13 protein-coding genes and 1 tRNA gene are annotated in these 17,947 nt (G+C 49.5%); 10 read left to right on the forward strand and 4 right to left on the reverse strand.

Annotation, left to right across the window (positions count from 1 at the left end; all coding sequences use genetic code 11):
- Positions 1-17: 17 nt before the first annotated feature.
- The gene (locus ACFQRK_RS06535; RefSeq protein WP_379004823.1) at positions 18-1,823 is read right to left on the reverse strand and encodes a serine hydrolase; all 1,806 of its coding nucleotides are present in this window, start codon (positions 1,821-1,823) and stop codon (positions 18-20) included.
- Between the two features lie 115 nt (positions 1,824-1,938).
- On the opposite strand from ACFQRK_RS06535, the gene ychF reads away from it, so the two are divergent.
- The 10 genes from ychF (at position 1,939) to ACFQRK_RS06585 (ending at position 15,534) form a co-directional block, all read left to right on the forward strand.
- Positions 1,939-3,039 (forward strand): redox-regulated ATPase YchF, encoded by a 1,101-nt coding sequence (gene ychF, locus ACFQRK_RS06540; RefSeq protein ID WP_379004825.1) that lies wholly within the window; start codon positions 1,939-1,941, stop codon positions 3,037-3,039.
- Between the two features lie 378 nt (positions 3,040-3,417).
- Positions 3,418-4,008 (forward strand): RNA polymerase sigma factor, encoded by a 591-nt coding sequence (locus tag ACFQRK_RS06545; protein ID WP_379004827.1) that lies wholly within the window; start codon positions 3,418-3,420, stop codon positions 4,006-4,008.
- Positions 4,009-4,051: 43 nt separating this feature from the next.
- Positions 4,052-5,167: a FecR family protein gene (locus ACFQRK_RS06550; RefSeq protein WP_379004829.1), complete on the forward strand. Its 1,116-nt coding sequence runs from the start codon at positions 4,052-4,054 to the stop codon at positions 5,165-5,167.
- Between the two features lie 149 nt (positions 5,168-5,316).
- Complete coding sequence (locus ACFQRK_RS06555; protein WP_379004831.1) at positions 5,317-8,736, forward strand: TonB-dependent receptor; 3,420 nt, start codon at positions 5,317-5,319, stop codon at positions 8,734-8,736.
- A 12-nt stretch (positions 8,737-8,748) separates the two neighbouring features.
- Entirely contained in the window at positions 8,749-10,377 is a 1,629-nt protein-coding gene (locus ACFQRK_RS06560; protein WP_379004833.1) for a RagB/SusD family nutrient uptake outer membrane protein, read from the forward strand.
- 19 nt (positions 10,378-10,396) lie between these two features.
- On the forward strand, positions 10,397-11,725 hold the full coding sequence (locus tag ACFQRK_RS06565; RefSeq protein ID WP_379004835.1) for a hypothetical protein: 1,329 nt from the start codon (positions 10,397-10,399) through the stop codon (positions 11,723-11,725).
- A gap of 25 nt (positions 11,726-11,750) precedes the next feature.
- Entirely contained in the window at positions 11,751-12,794 is a 1,044-nt protein-coding gene (locus ACFQRK_RS06570; protein WP_379004837.1) for a carbon-nitrogen hydrolase family protein, read from the forward strand.
- Between the two features lie 12 nt (positions 12,795-12,806).
- Positions 12,807-14,165 carry a sulfatase gene (locus ACFQRK_RS06575; RefSeq protein ID WP_379004839.1) on the forward strand — a complete coding sequence of 453 codons (1,359 nt, stop codon included), beginning with the start codon at positions 12,807-12,809 and terminating at the stop codon, positions 14,163-14,165.
- 57 nt (positions 14,166-14,222) lie between these two features.
- On the forward strand, positions 14,223-15,206 hold the full coding sequence (locus ACFQRK_RS06580) for a Gfo/Idh/MocA family protein (protein WP_379004841.1): 984 nt from the start codon (positions 14,223-14,225) through the stop codon (positions 15,204-15,206).
- Positions 15,207-15,246: 40 nt separating this feature from the next.
- Entirely contained in the window at positions 15,247-15,534 is a 288-nt protein-coding gene (locus ACFQRK_RS06585) for a hypothetical protein (RefSeq protein ID WP_379004843.1), read from the forward strand.
- A 122-nt stretch (positions 15,535-15,656) separates the two neighbouring features.
- Here ACFQRK_RS06585 and ACFQRK_RS06590 read toward each other — a convergent pair.
- From ACFQRK_RS06590 to ACFQRK_RS06600, 3 genes are all read right to left on the reverse strand, one after another.
- Positions 15,657-15,728: transfer RNA gene (locus ACFQRK_RS06590), tRNA-Arg, on the reverse strand.
- Positions 15,729-15,784: 56 nt separating this feature from the next.
- Positions 15,785-17,056: an MFS transporter gene (locus ACFQRK_RS06595; RefSeq protein ID WP_379004845.1), complete on the reverse strand. Its 1,272-nt coding sequence runs from the start codon at positions 17,054-17,056 to the stop codon at positions 15,785-15,787.
- Between the two features lie 53 nt (positions 17,057-17,109).
- Positions 17,110-17,820, reverse strand: a complete 711-nt coding sequence (locus ACFQRK_RS06600; protein WP_379004847.1) for a sugar transferase — start codon at positions 17,818-17,820, stop codon at positions 17,110-17,112.
- Between the last annotated feature and the right edge of the window lie 127 nt (positions 17,821-17,947).

Below are 17,947 nucleotides of genomic sequence, written 5' to 3' on the forward strand. Positions count from 1 at the left end.
GCCCTGTGCGGACGAGGCTACTTGGGGTCTACCCGCGTGGCCTTAAACGTTCCATTCGGTTGGATCGCGTACAGGGCCAACGCCTTGCTTTGGGTCTCGTCCATCTCAAAGCGGATGGCAAAGCCGTTGAGTACTTTCAGTTTAAAATAGTGACCACCCTGAGCGATCGTTTCGTAATTGGTCTGGCCCGGCACATCCATGAAAAGCACACCGTCCTTTACGGTGATGTGTACACGCAGTCCCGCCAATTCATAAAATCCGGCATAAGCCTGCATCTGCGCTTCCGAAAGATGTTGGACAAGCGGTTGCCGCTTAAATTCCACGGGGTCAAGCGAAGGATCCATAGGTATGACGGCGCCTTCTACCTGTCCGTCAACCCCAATACGAAAGTTGATTTTCATTCCCCCATCCGCAGTATCCGGACGGCCGTCCTCTTCAAATCCCTTGAGATCAAATACATCATAGTGATAATGGCGCAGCCAAACCCGTTGTTTACCGATAGCTGTCAGTAGGGTGTCGTTGCGGAGGCGAAGCGTAAACGTTCCATAGGCTGGATTTTGATAACTGCCCGTGTAATCAGCCAAAACGTGTGAGGGACGGGTTCCCCGCATCCGCGCCACATCTTCCTGCTGGGCAGTATCAGGGGTAGTGGCTTCCTCCGATCCGTTACTTATCTGTGTATTCCAATTAACGAAGGGTAACCCAAGCATGCGATCGGCAATGAAATTCCGCACAACATTCGGAACGGGCGAGCTGTTCTGGTTGGTCAAAACGACGATGCCCAACGAATCGGTTGGAAAAAAGCCCGTGCTAGCGGAGAAACCGTCGATATTGCCTCCGTGCTCTACCCGATAATGACCCCGGTAGGAAGCGATCATCCATCCCAGGCCGTAGTTGGAGATATGCACATCAGAATACTTCCCGGGAAGCCCATCTCCCATCACCATCTGAGAGCTTGCCGCTTCACGCACATACGTGCGGGGAATCAACGCTTTACCTCCGAACTCACCCCCATTGATCCATAATTTGAGCCAATTCGCCATTTCCAATACGCTGCTGTTTATGCTTCCCGCAGGCCCCATACCCCGAATCTCGAAATAAGGCACTTTTTCAATCGAATCTTTATCGGACACGACGTAGCCAAGGGATGCATCGGCATCACTTGCCATTTCGTTGACATCAAAATTGGATCGTCTCATACCTAGGGGTACAAGAAAGCGCTGCCGGATATTTTCCTCCCACGTCTTCCCGGTCATCCGTTCTGCAATCATCCCTTGAGCGAGGTACATGAAATTGTTGTACTGCCACTTTGCCCGGACTTCTTCATTAGGCTCCATGTATTGGACGCGCCTCAGTAAACTGTCGCGGGCATCCGAGTTAAAAACATACCAAGAAAAATCATATCGCGATAACCCCGTACGGTGGGTCATAAGGTCCCGTACCGTCACTTGGCTTTCGCGTCCATCCTTGAAACGGAGTGCAGGCAGGTACTCCCCTGCTTTATCACCCAGGGAAAGGCTATCGTCGAATAACGTTCCCAACAACGCGGCGGTAAACGCCTTGGTGGAGGAGCCGATTGCATACAACGTATGGGGCGTGGCCGGCAATCGCTTTTCATAATCCCGATAACCAAACCCTTTGGCATAGACTACGCTATCTTTATGGACGACGGCTACAGAAAAGCCCGCAACGTGGTAGTCATCGAGCAGTTTTTCCAGGAGTGAGTCGATTCCTGCCAACCGAGGATCTGGTTGGAGCGGCTGCGCTCGGGCAAACGTTGAAAACGCTATAAGCGTAATAAAAAGAAGTGAGCGTGTGTGCATGGTTAACTATCGATTAAGGTGTTGTCATATCTACCGGTAAGACGTCAAATTTAGCAAATGGTTACGGATATCATACTTATTATTATCTTTGCACCCGTTTAAATAGAGACAATCCATGGCTTTACAGTGCGGCATCGTAGGCCTACCCAACGTAGGCAAATCCACTTTGTTCAACTGCCTTTCCAACGCGAAGGCACAGGCAGCTAACTTCCCATTCTGTACCATTGAACCCAACGTAGGGGTTATTACGGTACCGGACGAACGGTTGAATAAGCTGGCCGAATTGGTAAAACCGCAACGGGTAGTACCGAACACGATTGAGATCGTGGACATTGCCGGCTTGGTCAAGGGGGCGAGTAAGGGAGAAGGATTAGGCAACCAGTTCCTCGGAAACATCCGCAATACAGATGCAATCATCCACGTGCTGCGCTGCTTTGACGATGGAAATGTGGTACATGTGGATGGATCGGTGGATCCGGTTCGCGATAAGGAAATCATCGACACCGAATTACAGCTAAAGGATCTAGACACGGTAATAAAACGCATCCAGCGGGTTGAAAAACAAGCTAAAACCGGCGGTGATAAAGAAGCCAAGCGGAGTTATGAAATTCTATCGGTGATTAAAAGCCACCTTGAATCGGGTAAATCGGCACGTACAGCTCCGATATCGGAAGAAGACTTCGCTTTCATCAGCGATTTATCGCTCCTTACCGTAAAGCCCATCTTGTATGTATGCAACGTGGACGAAGGTTCTGTGAATACGGGAAACGCCTATGTAGAGCGGGTGAAAGAAGCCGTCAAAGACGAAAATGCGGAAGTACTGATTATTTCTGCCCAAATTGAATCGGAAATCGCTCAGTTGGACAGCTACGAAGAGCGGCAACTTTTTCTGGAAGATCTTGGCCTTACCGAATCAGGTGTCAATAAATTGATTCGGGCAGCATACCGGCTGTTAAATCTGGCAACGTACTTCACGGCCGGCGTACAGGAAGTGCGCGCCTGGACGATTGAAAATGGGTTCACTGCCCCCCAAGCCGCAGGTGTGATCCACACCGATTTCGAAAAGGGCTTCATCCGTGCTGAGGTTATCAAATACGACGATTTCATCAACTATGGTTCGGAAGCCGCCGTCAAGGAAGCCGGTAAGCTGGGCGTGGAAGGTAAAACCTACCTCGTGCAGGACGGAGACATCATGCACTTCCGGTTTAACGTTTAATCGCGATCATTTTGTCAATAAGAATGCCCCCATCCCGTAATTGCGGGACAGGGGCTCCATGTGTGCAGTCAATAGCGAAAGCCACAAAATTGCATCGGTTTTCCAAAAATCACAATGGGAGCAGTTTATTTCCGGATTTTTAACGGTGTAAATCCTAGTTTCCCGTTTTTTTTCGATTAATATCTCCCTACAGATCGCTTAAGTCGTTTTTTATATCGGCATCTTTTTTTCTTTTTTCTTACCCCATCCCCCCGTTTTAACTGTATCTTCATATAGACGGGCGTCTCCTTTCGATGAATCAGGAAATATAGGTTCAATTAAGCGCCTGATATAAACTTAAAAGGAATCGGATAAATTCCCTAAATTCGTATTATGCCCATGAGCAGCTATAACGATTTGAGCGACAATAAACTGGTCTCCCTGCTAAAAGAAGGAAACCGTGATGCGTTTACCGCGATTTATGACAGATACTTCTGGCTACTCCATAGGCATGCATACAAATGGGTACGCAATCGGGACGAAGCCGGCGATATTGTTCATGAGCTGTTTCTGCGACTTTGGGAAAAGCGAGATACACTTTCACCGGACGGTGGGCTTCCAGGTTATTTATACGCTTCCGTCCGCAACAAAATTTTTAATCAGATTGCCCACAACCGCGTTAAATCCGAATACCTGACTTCTCTTCAGGATTTCATACACCGTGGGGAATGCATTACCGACCATCCGGTAAGAGAAAAGCTACTCGTTGAATTGATTGAACGCGAAATTGCCAGCATGCCCCGCCGGATGCGCGAGATATTTGACCTGAGTCGCAAACAATTGCTGAGCCATCGGGAGATTTCGAGAGAGCTCAATATTTCTGAACAAACCGTCCGGAAGCATATTCAACATGCATTGAGAATATTGCGTGTCAACCTCGGATTGCATTTTCTATTTTTTTTCTTTTTTTTACCCCCTACCTCACTTTAGACTGTACTCCGTATAAAGGGTTGGTCAGAAAATCCCGATTGCTATGAACACAAACCAGGCGAAGGCGTTATTGGAAAAATACCTAGCGGGCACCTGCACGAAAGAAGAAAAAGCGCTGCTGGAGACATGGTATCTGCAGCAGCAGCTGGGAGATTTTCAGGATTTAGACGACGCAGATCGGCTGCAGGACATGAAAAGAATACGCCGTTCCCTGCAAATGAGAAAAACAACCACGCGTCGTTTGTCTACGGGATTCATGCGAAAAGCCGCTGCCGTATTGGCCGTAGCTTTGATCACTGGCGGGCTCTATGTATACACTCGGAAAACGGACACGCTTTCACCGGCTGCTGTTGAACAGGCTAGCCTGGCGGTCCCGGGTGGCAACCGGGCGATCCTTAGCTTCGACAATGGAACCACGATAAATCTCAGCACCGATAAGGAAGGTATTATTGCCAAAGGAGGTACCGTGACCTATGACGATGGTACCGCATTGGCCAATCAGTCGGATGCGCAAGCCGGAACAATACGTCAAGCTTCGTTGACTACCCCCGCTGGCGGGCAGTATCGGATTACCCTGTCCGATGGCACACGAGTCTGGCTGAATGCCGCGACCACCCTGCGGTATCCCCTTACCTTCGTTGGCCGCGAACGACGCGTGGAGGTGAGCGGAGAGGCGTATTTCGAGGTAGCAAACAATCCATCGGCTCCATTCAAGGTAAGTACCCTACAGCAAACCATCGAGGTGCTTGGAACGCACTTCAATGTCTCGGCCTATGAAGACGACAAAACGACAAAAACCACCTTGCTGCAAGGATCCGTAAAAGTAAACAGCCCACATCGTTCAGAATACTTATTCCCCGGCCAACAAGCACAAGTTACCGCTGAAAGCATCCACATTACCGATCAGCTTGATTTGGAAAGCATTATTTCTTGGAAACAAGGTTATTTCAAATTCAATGAAAACATAGAAGGCATTATGAACAAGATTGCCCGTTGGTACGATGTGGATGTGGTTTATCAAAACGGAGTAGACTTGCAGCAAACTTTTTCGGGAAAGATGTCACGATCAAGAGATCTCACCGATTTGCTGAAGCTCATGGAGATAACCGGCAGTGTACATTTCAAGATCGAGGGAAGGAGGGTAACCGTAATGCCCTGAGCAACGTAAAATTTTTCGAGGGTTCCGGAGAAAAGCCGGAAGTGATTGGACCCACTTCCGGCAGAATGTTCGGTTCACCTCGTCCGGCAATACCGGAGATAAATAATTGATGGACTATTTATCAGACTAAAATCCAAACATTCAAAGATATGTTTTTTTATACGGAAGTCAAGATCCAAGATTACCGCCGTGTGATGTTGGCTATACTGACACTCCAGCCAATTTTTAGCCGGATCGGTCCGGAAACGAAAGGGAGACTGATTATGCGGATAAAGTTATTCTTACTCTTCACCACAGTCGCGATCGTACAGGTTTCAGCCCATGATCTTTTTGCCCAAAAAGCTACGCTTGATGAGACGAATAGCCCTTTGGAAAAGATCATAGAGAAATTACGCGATCAAAGCGGCTACGATTTTTTTTACAACAATGCGCTTTTAAAAAAAGCAAAGCGGGTTACGATAAAGGTAACGGATGCACCGCTTGAGGAAGTGTTGGAGAAGTGTTTTGCCGGACAGCCATTCACGTATGTAGTACTCGATAATGCCGTAATTATCAGAGAAGTCAAGAACCCAACCAAAGATCCGGCTGGATCGGCCCCAAAAAAAACCAGCCAACAGGCGGTTGCAGGAAAAGTCAGCGATGCGTCGGCACCTTTGTCGGGTGTGTCTGTGAGGATCAAAGGAACCAACCGGGGTACGTCTACCGATACCGACGGCAGCTATTCGTTAACCAACGTTTTGCCGGATGCTGTATTGGTTTTCTCATTAATGGGAATGAAGACCCAAGAAGTGCCTGTCGATCATCGAACGGTGATTAATGTAACCTTGCAGGAAGAAACATTGGAAATGGAAGAAATGGTCGTAGTCGGATACGGCACACAGAAAAAAGTGAATCTAACGGGCTCGGTTTCCAGCGTCATCATGAATCAGGTGGCGAAGAAAACCGTCAGCCAGACTTCCCAATTACTCGCGGGCGAAATCAGCGGCCTTACGGTTACGCAGGGATCCGGAAACCCCGGAGGGAATTTAGCAGAGCTCAACGTTCGCGGACCGGGAACTTTCAGCGATGCAGGGAATTCCCCGTTGGTGCTGGTAGACGGGATTGCTTCTTCCATTAATTCTGTTAACCCGAACGATATTGCCAGCATCTCCGTGCTTAAAGATGCCGCCTCGGCGGCAATCTACGGATCAAGGGGGGCCAATGGCGTAATATTGATCACAACGAAAACCGGAAAACAGGGCCGGATGCAGGTCCAATATGATTCATATATAGGAAAGCAAACGCCCATGGAACTGCCCCATTATGTAGATTCATGGGTGTATGCGGAGGCATGGAACGAGGCAAACCGGAATGTGGGCGCCGGCCCCCGGTTCTCACAAGCGGAGATTGAAAAGTTCAAATCGGGTGAGGATCCCGATAATTACCCCAACAGCCACCATGTGAAAGATCTTTTCCATACCGGAAGCGGCTTCCAGACCAAACATAACCTGACTGCGAGCGGCGGATCCGAAGGAATCAGGTACCTGGTCTCCACGGGTTATCTAAGGCAAGACGGTCTCATTGCCAAGAACTATTACGATCGGTACGATATCCGGGCAAATATAAACGCCAATCTGAGCGACCGTTTGAGATTGAATGCGATACTCAGGGGAACGTATTCTTTACTTCGCGAACCGGCACGCGTAGGGCTTACCGGTACAGGCGATATGGATGCACTGATCGCCTCCGCTTTTTCGAGGAATGCCACCGTTCCAAAAAGAAGATCGGACGGCACGTACGGTACCTGGATGGGACACCCCGGACCCTGGGAAGCGCTTGACGGCGAGTCTTTTTACCAGAATCGCATTGGAAGCTTTGCCAATAACGCTTCACTGGAGTGGGATGCCCTTAAGTCACTTAAAATCACCGGAAGAATAGGCTATAACCAAGAGTATTCACAAGAACGACTTTTCGGTGCCGAAACGGCATCTAGTCCGGACCTTGTTTTCGGTCCCTCCACCGGTGAGGTGAACATGGGTACCAGTCGCTACCTCATTATGGATGCCTTCGCTAATTACGACAAAACATTTGGAACCCATCACGTGCAGATCATGGGCGGATATTCGCAGGAGATTTACAATGACGATTTGCTCGGGGCTTTCCGTGATCATTTCCCCACCAATACGATTTATGTGCTGGACGCTGCTTCACCGGAAAATGACAGCAATTGGGACACGCAATCTACGTGGAAACTACGGTCATATTTCGGAAGGGTTAATTATGCATTTAAAGACCGGTACCTGCTGGAGGGAAATTTACGATTCGACGGATCTTCACGTTTTGCAAAGGGAAAAAGGTACGGCTTGTTCCCTTCCTTATCGGCTGGGTGGATCATATCCGACGAACCGTTTTTCAATGTCCCTTGGATAACTACCCTTAAATTGCGTGGCTCCTACGGCGTGCTCGGCAATCAACAGATCGGAACGTACCCTTATCAGCGCGCGCTCTCACCGGACCACCGGTATTTCGTAGGGGGCGTTGTCCAGCCCGCCATAGCATTGGACGAATTGCCTTTCGAGGATATCACCTGGGAAACCACGGAAATTACCAACGGGGGGGTCGATGTCGTTCTGGCCGACGGAAAACTCAGTCTCTCCGTGGATCACTATTATAAAAAGACCTACGATATTCTTTATAGCTTAACCGTTTCCTCCGTTCTGGGGATGGCTACAGGTGATCAAAATGCGGGCGCTGTGGGCAACCGGGGTTGGGACTTCGACCTTAGCTATCGGAATACCGTGGGCAGCTTTTCTTATTCCATCAGCCCGAAATTTTCAATCGTCCGCAATCGGGTACTTAGCTTGGCCAATGTAGAAAGAGACATCGCTCAGGGATTATTTGTCGGAGAACCTCTGTTTTCTCACTATGGATATGAAACGGAAGGACTTTTTGTCGATGAGCAGGATATCGCAAACTATGCCGTACAGAACTATCCGGCAAAACCGGGTTATATTCGATATAAAGACATCAGCGGCCCCGAGGGCACACCAGATGGACGGATAACTTCGCAATACGACCGGAAAGTACTGGGCTCCCGATTCCCCAGGTATTCCTACGGAATGGGAATAACGGCCGACTACAAAGGATTCGACCTGTATCTGCAATTTCAGGGTCTTGGAGGGAACAAGAAAATTACCTCCGGCAAACGACTTCCGTTTTATAATCAGGGGAATGTAGAACAATGGCACATGGACGAACGCTGGACGGAGGAGAATCCGGACCGAAATGCGAAATTCCCACGTTTGGAAGAGACCTTTCAGCGTCCGCCGTATGACGTAGACGTTCTGCAATATTGGCTTTTGGATGCTAGCTTTTTACGAGTCAAGAATCTTCAGCTGGGCTACAATTTTCCAGGCCTGAAATCGGACCGGATCAGCCAGATGCGTATCTATCTAAGCGGGGAAAACCTCTACACGTTCGATCACTACCGACCCGGCTGGGATCCGGAATTGGAAACCAGTGTCGGCAGCAACCTGTGGGTGAATCCGCTGACCAAGGTCTGGAGCCTGGGTATCCATGCTAACTTTTAATACCGAACGCAAATGAATCGCTATAAATTCCCAAAAAAGAATGTTGCATTCCTGGCTTTGCTGGTTATTTCCCTGGGGGGATGTAACGACTTCCTTGAAGAAAACCCAAAAAATGAACTTAGCGAGGGGACGTTCTGGAATACCCGGAACGATGCTATGATGGCGTTGATGGGGTGCTATGAGCGCCTCGATGCTGGCTGGGTTACGTTTGATGGCTGGGTGGTAAACACCGTCTATTTTGACGAATGGACAGATGTGGCCACCCACATACGAACCGGTGAACCGTGCAATTTTCCCCAGGCAGGAATTCTTCCGACCAATACCCAGGTAAATGCCATGTGGGTTTCGCAGTATAAGAAGATCGCCCGGGTAAATTATTTCCTGGAAAACATCCACAAAGTAAATATGGACGATACAGAACGTGCGGAGATGATTGCGGAGGCACGCTTCCTCAGATGCTACAGCTATTTCTGGCTATCGCAATTATTCGGAAACGTACCGCTGGCTACCCGTGTACTGACGTTTGACGAAGCGAACAGCATCGGCCAAACCCCGCGCGAGGAGATAATCGCATTCGTGCTGTCCGAGCTGACGGAGGTAGCTGAGGACCTTCCTGTATCGCGCCCTGCCGCAGAGAAGGGACGAAATGAAAAAGGTGCAGCTTTGGTGCTGAAGGGTAGGCTGTTGATGGCCGAAAAACGCTGGGCAGAAGCGGCTGAAACTTTCAAATCCGTGATGGAGCTGAATAGGTATCAGATAGATCCTCGTTTCAAGAAGCTCTTTGAAGATGAGGGAGAAGACAGCAATGAAATTATTTTTTCAACCCTTTACACTCAAACGGAAGATGGACAACGCATCAGCCAACAGGTGAACTGGCCCAGCTGGTTTGGTGGCAACAATGGAATCCAATTCTTCCAGGAATTTGTTGATCAATTTCTGATGAACGACGGAATGCCCATCGAGGAATCACCACGGTACGATCCCGAGCATCCCTTTGAAAACCGTGATCCCCGGTTGTATCATACCGTCATGCTCCCCGGTTATTCAACGGTCGACGGCCGGGTGTTTCAGGGGCACCCCGATTCGATAGCCCGGTTTGGGCAAATGGGACCAGGCTGCACAGGGTATATGATGAATAAATTTCACGACCGGGAATATGAGGGGGTTCGCAACCAGTATGGCGGGGATTTCCCGTTGATGCGTTACGCTGAAGTGCTGCTCAGCCGCCTCGAGTCCGAACTGGAAGCCGGAACCGGCATCTCACCTGCGCTACTCGATGAGACGATTAATAAGGTGAGAGCCCGCGCCGAGGTTGGCATGCCGCCGGTGACGGAGACCGATCCCGATAAACTTCGTAAGATCATCCGGCGTGAACGGCTGGTTGAACTCGCCTGTGAAGGCGGAATCCGGTATTGGGACCTGCTCAGATGGGGCACACTGGATGAGGCACTCAGCCAAACCTTCCACGGAATGAAGATCACCCCTGATCCGGCACAATACAACGGTAGTTACAACATCAATGAAAAAGGACATTTAATCATCGAGAAAAAGCCGTTTCACGATCATAATTATCTATGGCCGATTCCTTTGGAAGAAATTAATGTGAACAAGAATCTGGTGCAGAATCCCGGGTATAATTAATCGTAAACGGCAAAAAATCATGGAACGTAGAGATTTTTTAAAAACATCGGCCGGGTTATTGGCGGTGGGGACATTTGCAAAGGGCTTTTCCATAGAGAGCATACAAGCGCCCCCACGCAAATTTGCCTTCCGGAATTACCAAGAGAAATCCAGTGTTGGCAGGGTAAAAATCGTCACCCCCGACGATGGATATTACATCCACACGTTTTTCGACGTCTGTCCGTTCAGCCCCAGCCAGCAGTATCTTGCAGTAAACAAGTTACCTTATCAAGGCAGGCATGCGATTCATGGCGACACCGTAGACATCTGCGTCATTGACCTGGAGAACGAAACGATCGAAAAGGTCTATTCAACCAAGGGATGGGGATACCAGCTTGGAGCCAATCTGAATTGGGGCCGCAGCGACCGTTACCTATATACGAACGATATCATCGACGGCCGGGCCGTGTGCGTCCGGATAGATACGGAAACCAAGGCCATCAAAGCGTTCGCCGGCCCCATGTATCACATGGCGCCTGATGAGTCGGCCGTCATCGGCTTCCCGCTGGAAATGATCGATGGATACCAGGATGGCAGCGCTACACAGGTGGGATATGGGGTTCCCTCATTCGGCGACCGCCAGGACATAATCGGGGCTCCGGCTGATCAGGGTCTCTGGAAAACCGACCTGGCAACCAATCAAACCAGGCTGCTGCTCAGTCTAAAAGACGCCTTGGGTTTTATCGACGATCCCTTCTACAAGGGAGCAAACTGTTATTTTTTCCACTCAAAATATAACCTGCAGGGCACACGGATATTGCAAGTGTTCCGTGGCGTTTTTCCCGGATCTGCCAAGTATCATCCCACGCTCCTGTCCTTCAAACCCGACGGAACGGACCTAAACAAACCGCTGAGCCAGGAACAATGGTCGCATCGGGCAAACCACCCCAATTGGCATCCGGATGGCGAACAGATTGTTATGAATGTCACGCCCGCGTGGCTGGGCGAACAACAGATGCGTTTCTGCAGTTTTCACTACACCGGTTCCGATTTCAAGATTCTGTCCACCAAACACGCCGGAAGCGGGCATCCCAGCGTCGATGCCACCTCCGCTTACCTCATCTCCGACTACTATGTCGGCGAATACCGGAAACTTGGCTACAAGGATTGTCCGATTCGGCTAATTCATCTCAGCACAGGCGAAGAAGTAGCTATTTGTGAGGTTTTCACCGATCTGGACATCCGTGAAAGTACATTCAGAATCGATCCCCACCCGGTATGGAGCAGGGATTATAAAAAAGTTTGTTTTAACGGTGCCCCGGGTGGTGTCCGGCAGGTTTTCGTAGCAGACCTGAGTGGGTTTTTGTAAGACTTTTGATTAAAAAAAAATACGTATGAGTTTTTCTAGAAGGAATTTTGTTAAAAGTGCATCGGTGGGTTTAGCCGGTATGGGGCTTATATCCCAGGGAATTGGCAAGGAGTGGGCAAATAGGTCGCAGTCCGGCCCTACTTCGCGGCGGGTAAATATCGCTACACTCACAATGAATGGCATCAAAGGTGACAACATCGAACAAGTCATCGCTGCTGCCCTGAAACGAATGGAGATTGCTTTACCCATGGCTCCCGATATCTATTGCCTGCCCGAAGTATTTCACGCCGCAGCGGTGAAAGGTGGCAGACCGCCGTTACCCGTTTCATCGGAAAACGGTTCCGGAAACATCATTGCCCCATTTCAGACATTTGCCAAAGCCCACAACTGTTACATCGTATGCCCGGTTTATACGACGGCTGAAGGAAAATATTACAACGCCGCCGTGTTAATAGACCGACAGGGGGAATATCTGGGCGAGTACCGGAAAGCAAGGCTTACGGAAGGGGAGCTTCGGAAAGGACTCACACCCGGGCCCTCCGATATTCCCGTATTTGCTACCGATTTCGGACGAATCGGTGTGCAAATATGCTTTGACATCGAATGGCCGGAGGGCTGGAACCAACTCGGAAAAAAAGGAGCGGAAATCGTCTTCTTTCCCTCAGCTTTTTCAGGCGGTAAGCGCATCGCCGCAAAAGCACTCGACAACAAATACTGCATTGTTTCGAGTATCCGCGACACCTGTTCGAGAATCTGCGACGTGACGGGCGAACTGGCGGTAAGTGGGGGCCATCCGTCAAACGAATGGGGCGTCTTCGGCTCCATCAACCTGGAGCGGGCTATTCTCCACACCCATGGAGCAGGGACAGTGGCGGTGAAGTTTCCCGAAATCCGTAAAAAGTATGGAACGAAAATAGTCCTGCATACCCTGGGGGAAGAACACTACACCATTCTTGAAAGCTTGACCCACGAGATAAAGGTGGCAGATATTCTCCGTGAATTTGATATGCGGACACATGCCGACCATCTTCGGATCGCCGAAGAATTAACAGCTGGTCTTGGATTCTAAAAACGACAAAAATTGAAACGGATTGTATTCTTCATTTTTCCGGTTACCTTATTGTACATTGCCAGCACGGGAGCACGGCAACATTCGGATAAACCCAATGTCATCGTCATCTATGCAGATGACCTTGGTTATGGCGATCTTTCTACCTATGGCGGCGACATCCCCAGTCCGAATATCCAGCGCATCGCCGATGCGGGCATCCAGTTTACCGATTTTTACGTATCGGGGCCGGTCTGCACCGTGTCAAGATACAGTCTGCTAACCGGTAATTACCCCCAGCGATCCCTTCACGGACTCACCAGTGCTTTAATGCCTGAGCAAACCGGTCATTTGGACAAATCCGAAAAAATAATGCCGGCATACCTAAAGGAATCGGGCTACCGGACGGCATTGTTCGGAAAATGGCACCTCGGAAACAGCGAACCGGAATATTTGCCGTGTTTTTATGGCTTTGACACCTTTGTCGGACACACACACGGCTGCATTGACTATTACGACCACGTATATGGTACCCTGGGAAACGATTGGTACAGGAACTGCGAACCGTTCCATGAAACGGGCTATGCGACAGACCTGATTACCAACCACGCCATCGAGTACCTTTCCGCGGATGAGGAAGCCCCTTTCTTTCTGCTGTTGGCCTACAATGCGCCCCATTATGGCAAGTCAAATCCATCGGATTTACCGGAAAACACCCTGGTGCTCGATCAAGGAATAAGGAAAGAAGTCGGATACGCGAATACGCTTCAGGCCCCGCAGGAATACCTCGATCGATTTTCGCACGTAACGGACATATACCGGAGGTACTACGCCGCTATGGTTTCCAATCTGGATGACAACATCGGCCGGGTACTTGATTTTCTGGAAACATCGAGGCAGCTTGATAATACCCTGATCTGGTTCATTTCAGATAATGGCGGCTATTCGGAAACCCTGTTTAAGCACGCCAGCAACGGCGTCCTGACAGGCCAAAAAGGGCAATTGGCCGAAGGGGGCATCCGCGTACCGGCCCTGGTATGCTGGAAAAACCGGATAAAGCGCAAACAGCTCATATCCCAACCGTATGTCAATACGGATATCCTGCCTACGTTGCTTGAAATAGCCGGTGGGGACGAATTCGTTTTCGATGGGATATCCCTCGCCCCGGTCCTATTCGGCAATGGAGCGCCACAACAGGATATCTTCTGGCATTTCAATGGCCAGAAAGCCTTCCGGCGGGGCGACTGGAAGATGAGGGATGACCGGCTATACAACCTTTCTTTGGATCCCTCTGAACAGACGGATCTTTCCGGAACCCATCCCGATGTGCTGGAGGACCTCCGCTCTGCATGGAATGAAACATCCGGGCGACTGAAAGATACCATTCCATAGTCAATCAGTTAGTTCAATAATAATCAATTAGTAAATCAGTTAATAAATCCGAAATAGATGAACAGGCGAAATTTCATAAAACAAACTTCTGTGGCAGCAGCAGGGTTAACCATTCTCAACTTTCCGCTTTCGGGAAAGGGTGCCCCCAGTAATAAGGTTGTTATAGCCATAATGGGTCTTAACGGCCGCGGTGCCTACCATGCAGCCAAATTTGCAGAGATAGCTGGCGTCGAAGTGGCCTACCTTTGCGACGTGGAAGAAGGCGCCCTGAACAAGGGGCTTAACGCACTGAAGGGAAAATCCCGCAAACCGACGGTTGAAAAAGATATCCGTAAGCTGCTGACGCGCACGGATTTTGATGCACTGGTGATCGCTGCGCCGGATCATTGGCACGCTCCCGCAACCCTGCTGGGGCTGGCAAACGGCAAACACGTCTATGTGGAAAAGCCCTGCAGTCACAATCCCCATGAGAGCGAGCTCTTGATAACCGCACAATCCAAATACGGCAAACTCGTTCAGGTCGGGAGCCAGCGGCGTTCCTTTCCAACGTTGATCAACGCAGTGAAGGAAGTAAAGGGCGGAATCATTGGCGAACCGTACATGGCCAAATCCTGGTATACCAATGCCCGCAAACCGATTGGCGTGGGGAAAACCGTGAACGTTCCCCCTACCCTCGATTTTAATCTCTGGCAGGGCCCGGCGCCTAGGGAAGCTTACCGCGATAACCTGGTTCACTACAACTGGCATTGGTTCTGGAACTGGGGAACCGGCGAATCGTGTAACAACGGCAATCACGAGATCGATTGCTGCCGCTGGTTTCTGGACGTGGATTTTCCGACGAAAGTGACCTCTGCGGGCGGCAGATATGCGTATACCGACGATTGGGAAACGCCCGACACCCAGATTGCATCGTTTGAATTCGGCGATAAGAAGGTGATCACCTGGGAAGGGCGCAGCTGCAATTCTTTGCGTGGAAGACAGCGGCAGAGGGTTTATTATCTATGGCACCAAAGGCACGTTAGTGAATTTAGGCGGAGGTGACTATAAGATTTATGATGGGTCAAATAAATTGATAAAGGAAGTGGCACCGGATCTTGAGATCGATCCCAACGATCCCGTAAGCGCCAGCGGTGAAGCGGATATGTATCACCTGAACAACTTTGTGGAAAGCATCCGTGGGGACGCCACCATTAATGCGCCAATTACCGAGGCCCATAAAAGCGTGGTGCTTTGCCACCTGGCTAATATAGCGCAGCGTACGGGATCAACCTTGCATTGTGACCCGCGCAACGGTCATATTGTCGGCAATGAGGCTGCTGCAAACCTTTGGCGGCGGGAGTATGAAAAAGGTTGGGAAATGACGCTTTAGGTTAGCACCTCGTTAAGGTGCCTTTTAGTGTTCCCGAAGGGATTTGCTGTGCCCCGCTGCCCGGCACCCCTTCGGTTCTCCTCCCTTAAAAACACAAAGGCACCTCGTTAAGGTGCCTTTAGTGTTCCCGAAGGGATTCGAACCCCTATCTTCAGAACCGGAATCTGAAATTCTATCCATTGAACTACGGGAACGGGGACGCAAAGATATTCAAAATTTCGAAATCAAATACATGGTTAGGCCAAGAATTTTAACTTTCCTGAACAACGGGCATTTTTGCCTCGTGGCTTGATTTCATCCGCGCTTTTACCAACCGATCTACCCGGTACATCATCAACAGACTAATGACGGAAAAGACGACCACCGTGTAGCCAACCACGTCGTAATGTTCGAGCGGACTGAAGTTGGTTTGTTGAACGACAATTTTACCAGCCAACGCTGCCGCGATACCGCCTGCAAATTGCTGCAGCGAAGCATTGACGCTCATAAATGCCCCACGATCTTTTAATTCCGGGACGGCGCTCACCAATGCCGAAGAAGGCACCATGCGGCTGGTCACTCCAGCCATGAGCATGACATTGAGCAGGATGGCTGCCCATAGCGGCGTAATGGAGAGATTGGTATACCAAACACACATGATCATCAGCCACAATGAGGCGATGACAAATAATTTGTACTTATCTATCCGGTCGCTAAAACGGCCGATAACGGGCATGATCACCAACGTAGCCAGTCCCGAAACCATAAATAGCATGGGTAGCTGTTGCTCGGTTATGTGTAGGTTATTGATGGCAAATGCGCTACCGAAGGGCATCATCATGAATCCGCCGACAGAAAGCAATGCGGTAGAGAGAAAACCAATCCGGTAATGACGCTGCGCTAACGTATGTAACAGGTGGCCAAACGCTGATTTTTCGCTTTTGATACCGAGATGTGCGTTTACCGGTTTCATATAAAAGACAATCAGTACGGCGATAAGCATTCCGAGTACGGCCACCATCAAAAACGGAGCCTCCCACCCCCACCCGTTGGCAATGTAAAGACCGATCGGGATTCCCAAAACCTGGCTGGCGCCAAATGCCATCTGCACAAAACCCATAACACGGCCGCGCTGCTCCAACGCGAATAAATCCGCAACAATGGCCATGGATATGGAGCCGATCACCCCGCCGAAGAGTCCGGTGATGACACGTGCAGCCACTAGAAAGACATACGTGTGCGCAATGCCGCACAACACCGTCCCGCCAATAAATCCCAAATAAAAAAATAGCAATAATTTCTTTCGGTCAAATCTATCCGAAAAACCAGCTGTCAGGAACCCCGAGAGGCCCGCGCTAAATGCGTAAGCGGATACCGCCAAGCCAAATTCCGAAGGAGTTAGCTGCATCGACTTCATCAAAATATCTCCTAGTGGAGACATAATCATAAAATCCAGAATGACGGTAAATTGGGTGAATGCTAAAATAACCACTACCAGCATCTGGTAGCGGTTAAGGGGTGCATTACTCGTGGATTGATTCATTCATTGAAGACGTTCGCAAACACGGATTGTTACAGCCCTCCTTGAATATTTTCTTATTTCCCTTTGCCCTGTGCCATTACTTTCACGGTTTGCAGAATGATATCCATATCGGTCTTCAAACTCATCGTCTCCAAGTAATCCAGATCGTAGGTAACCCGCTCGCACATCTGATTAACGTTTTCCGCATACCCATAGTACACCTGACCGATGGACGTAATACCCGGCTTAAGGCGGAAAAGCTGCATATATTCCGGTTTACGTTCTTTAATTTCATCAATAAAATGCCTGCGCTCGGGACGAGGTCCGACAATGGCCATGTCACCCTTCAAAACATTCCAGAATTGAGGCAATTCGTCAAGATGGGTTTTTCGCATGAACTTTCCCCACTTCGTAATACGGGGATCATCGTCCGACGCCAACTGCGGGCCGGCCTTCTCGGCGTCTACCCGCATGCTTCGGAATTTATAGATATAAAACGGCTTCTGATCTTTGCCTATTCGCTCCTGCTTATAAAGCACGGGGCCGGCCGATGTAACTTTCGTAATCAGTGCCAATAAGGCATAGACCGGCATCCCAATGAGGATTACCAAAGTCGAAAATACGATATCGAACACGCGTTTAAGAAAGATCGTTTCCTGGTAAACCAACAATTTCCTTTTCACCGCCTGCAGATCGATCCGAAAGGACGGCTGGTAGGTTATCAGTTCATATAAACTGTTATCAACGTTATAAGCAACCTGCTGTATTTGAGTTTCTCTAATCATGACATTTCACACTTAATCAACATCGATATAAATACCAATTAAGTGCCATACTCAAAAAAGCAGCTTATATGCGGCCAACACCCATTAAAGGGGCTAAATACTCAAAAAAACGATTGGGGAAGTGGGG

Origin of the sequence: Parapedobacter sp. GCM10030251 (assembly GCF_042666505.1) — a bacterium.
In the GTDB taxonomy this organism is placed as follows: domain Bacteria; phylum Bacteroidota; class Bacteroidia; order Sphingobacteriales; family Sphingobacteriaceae; genus Parapedobacter.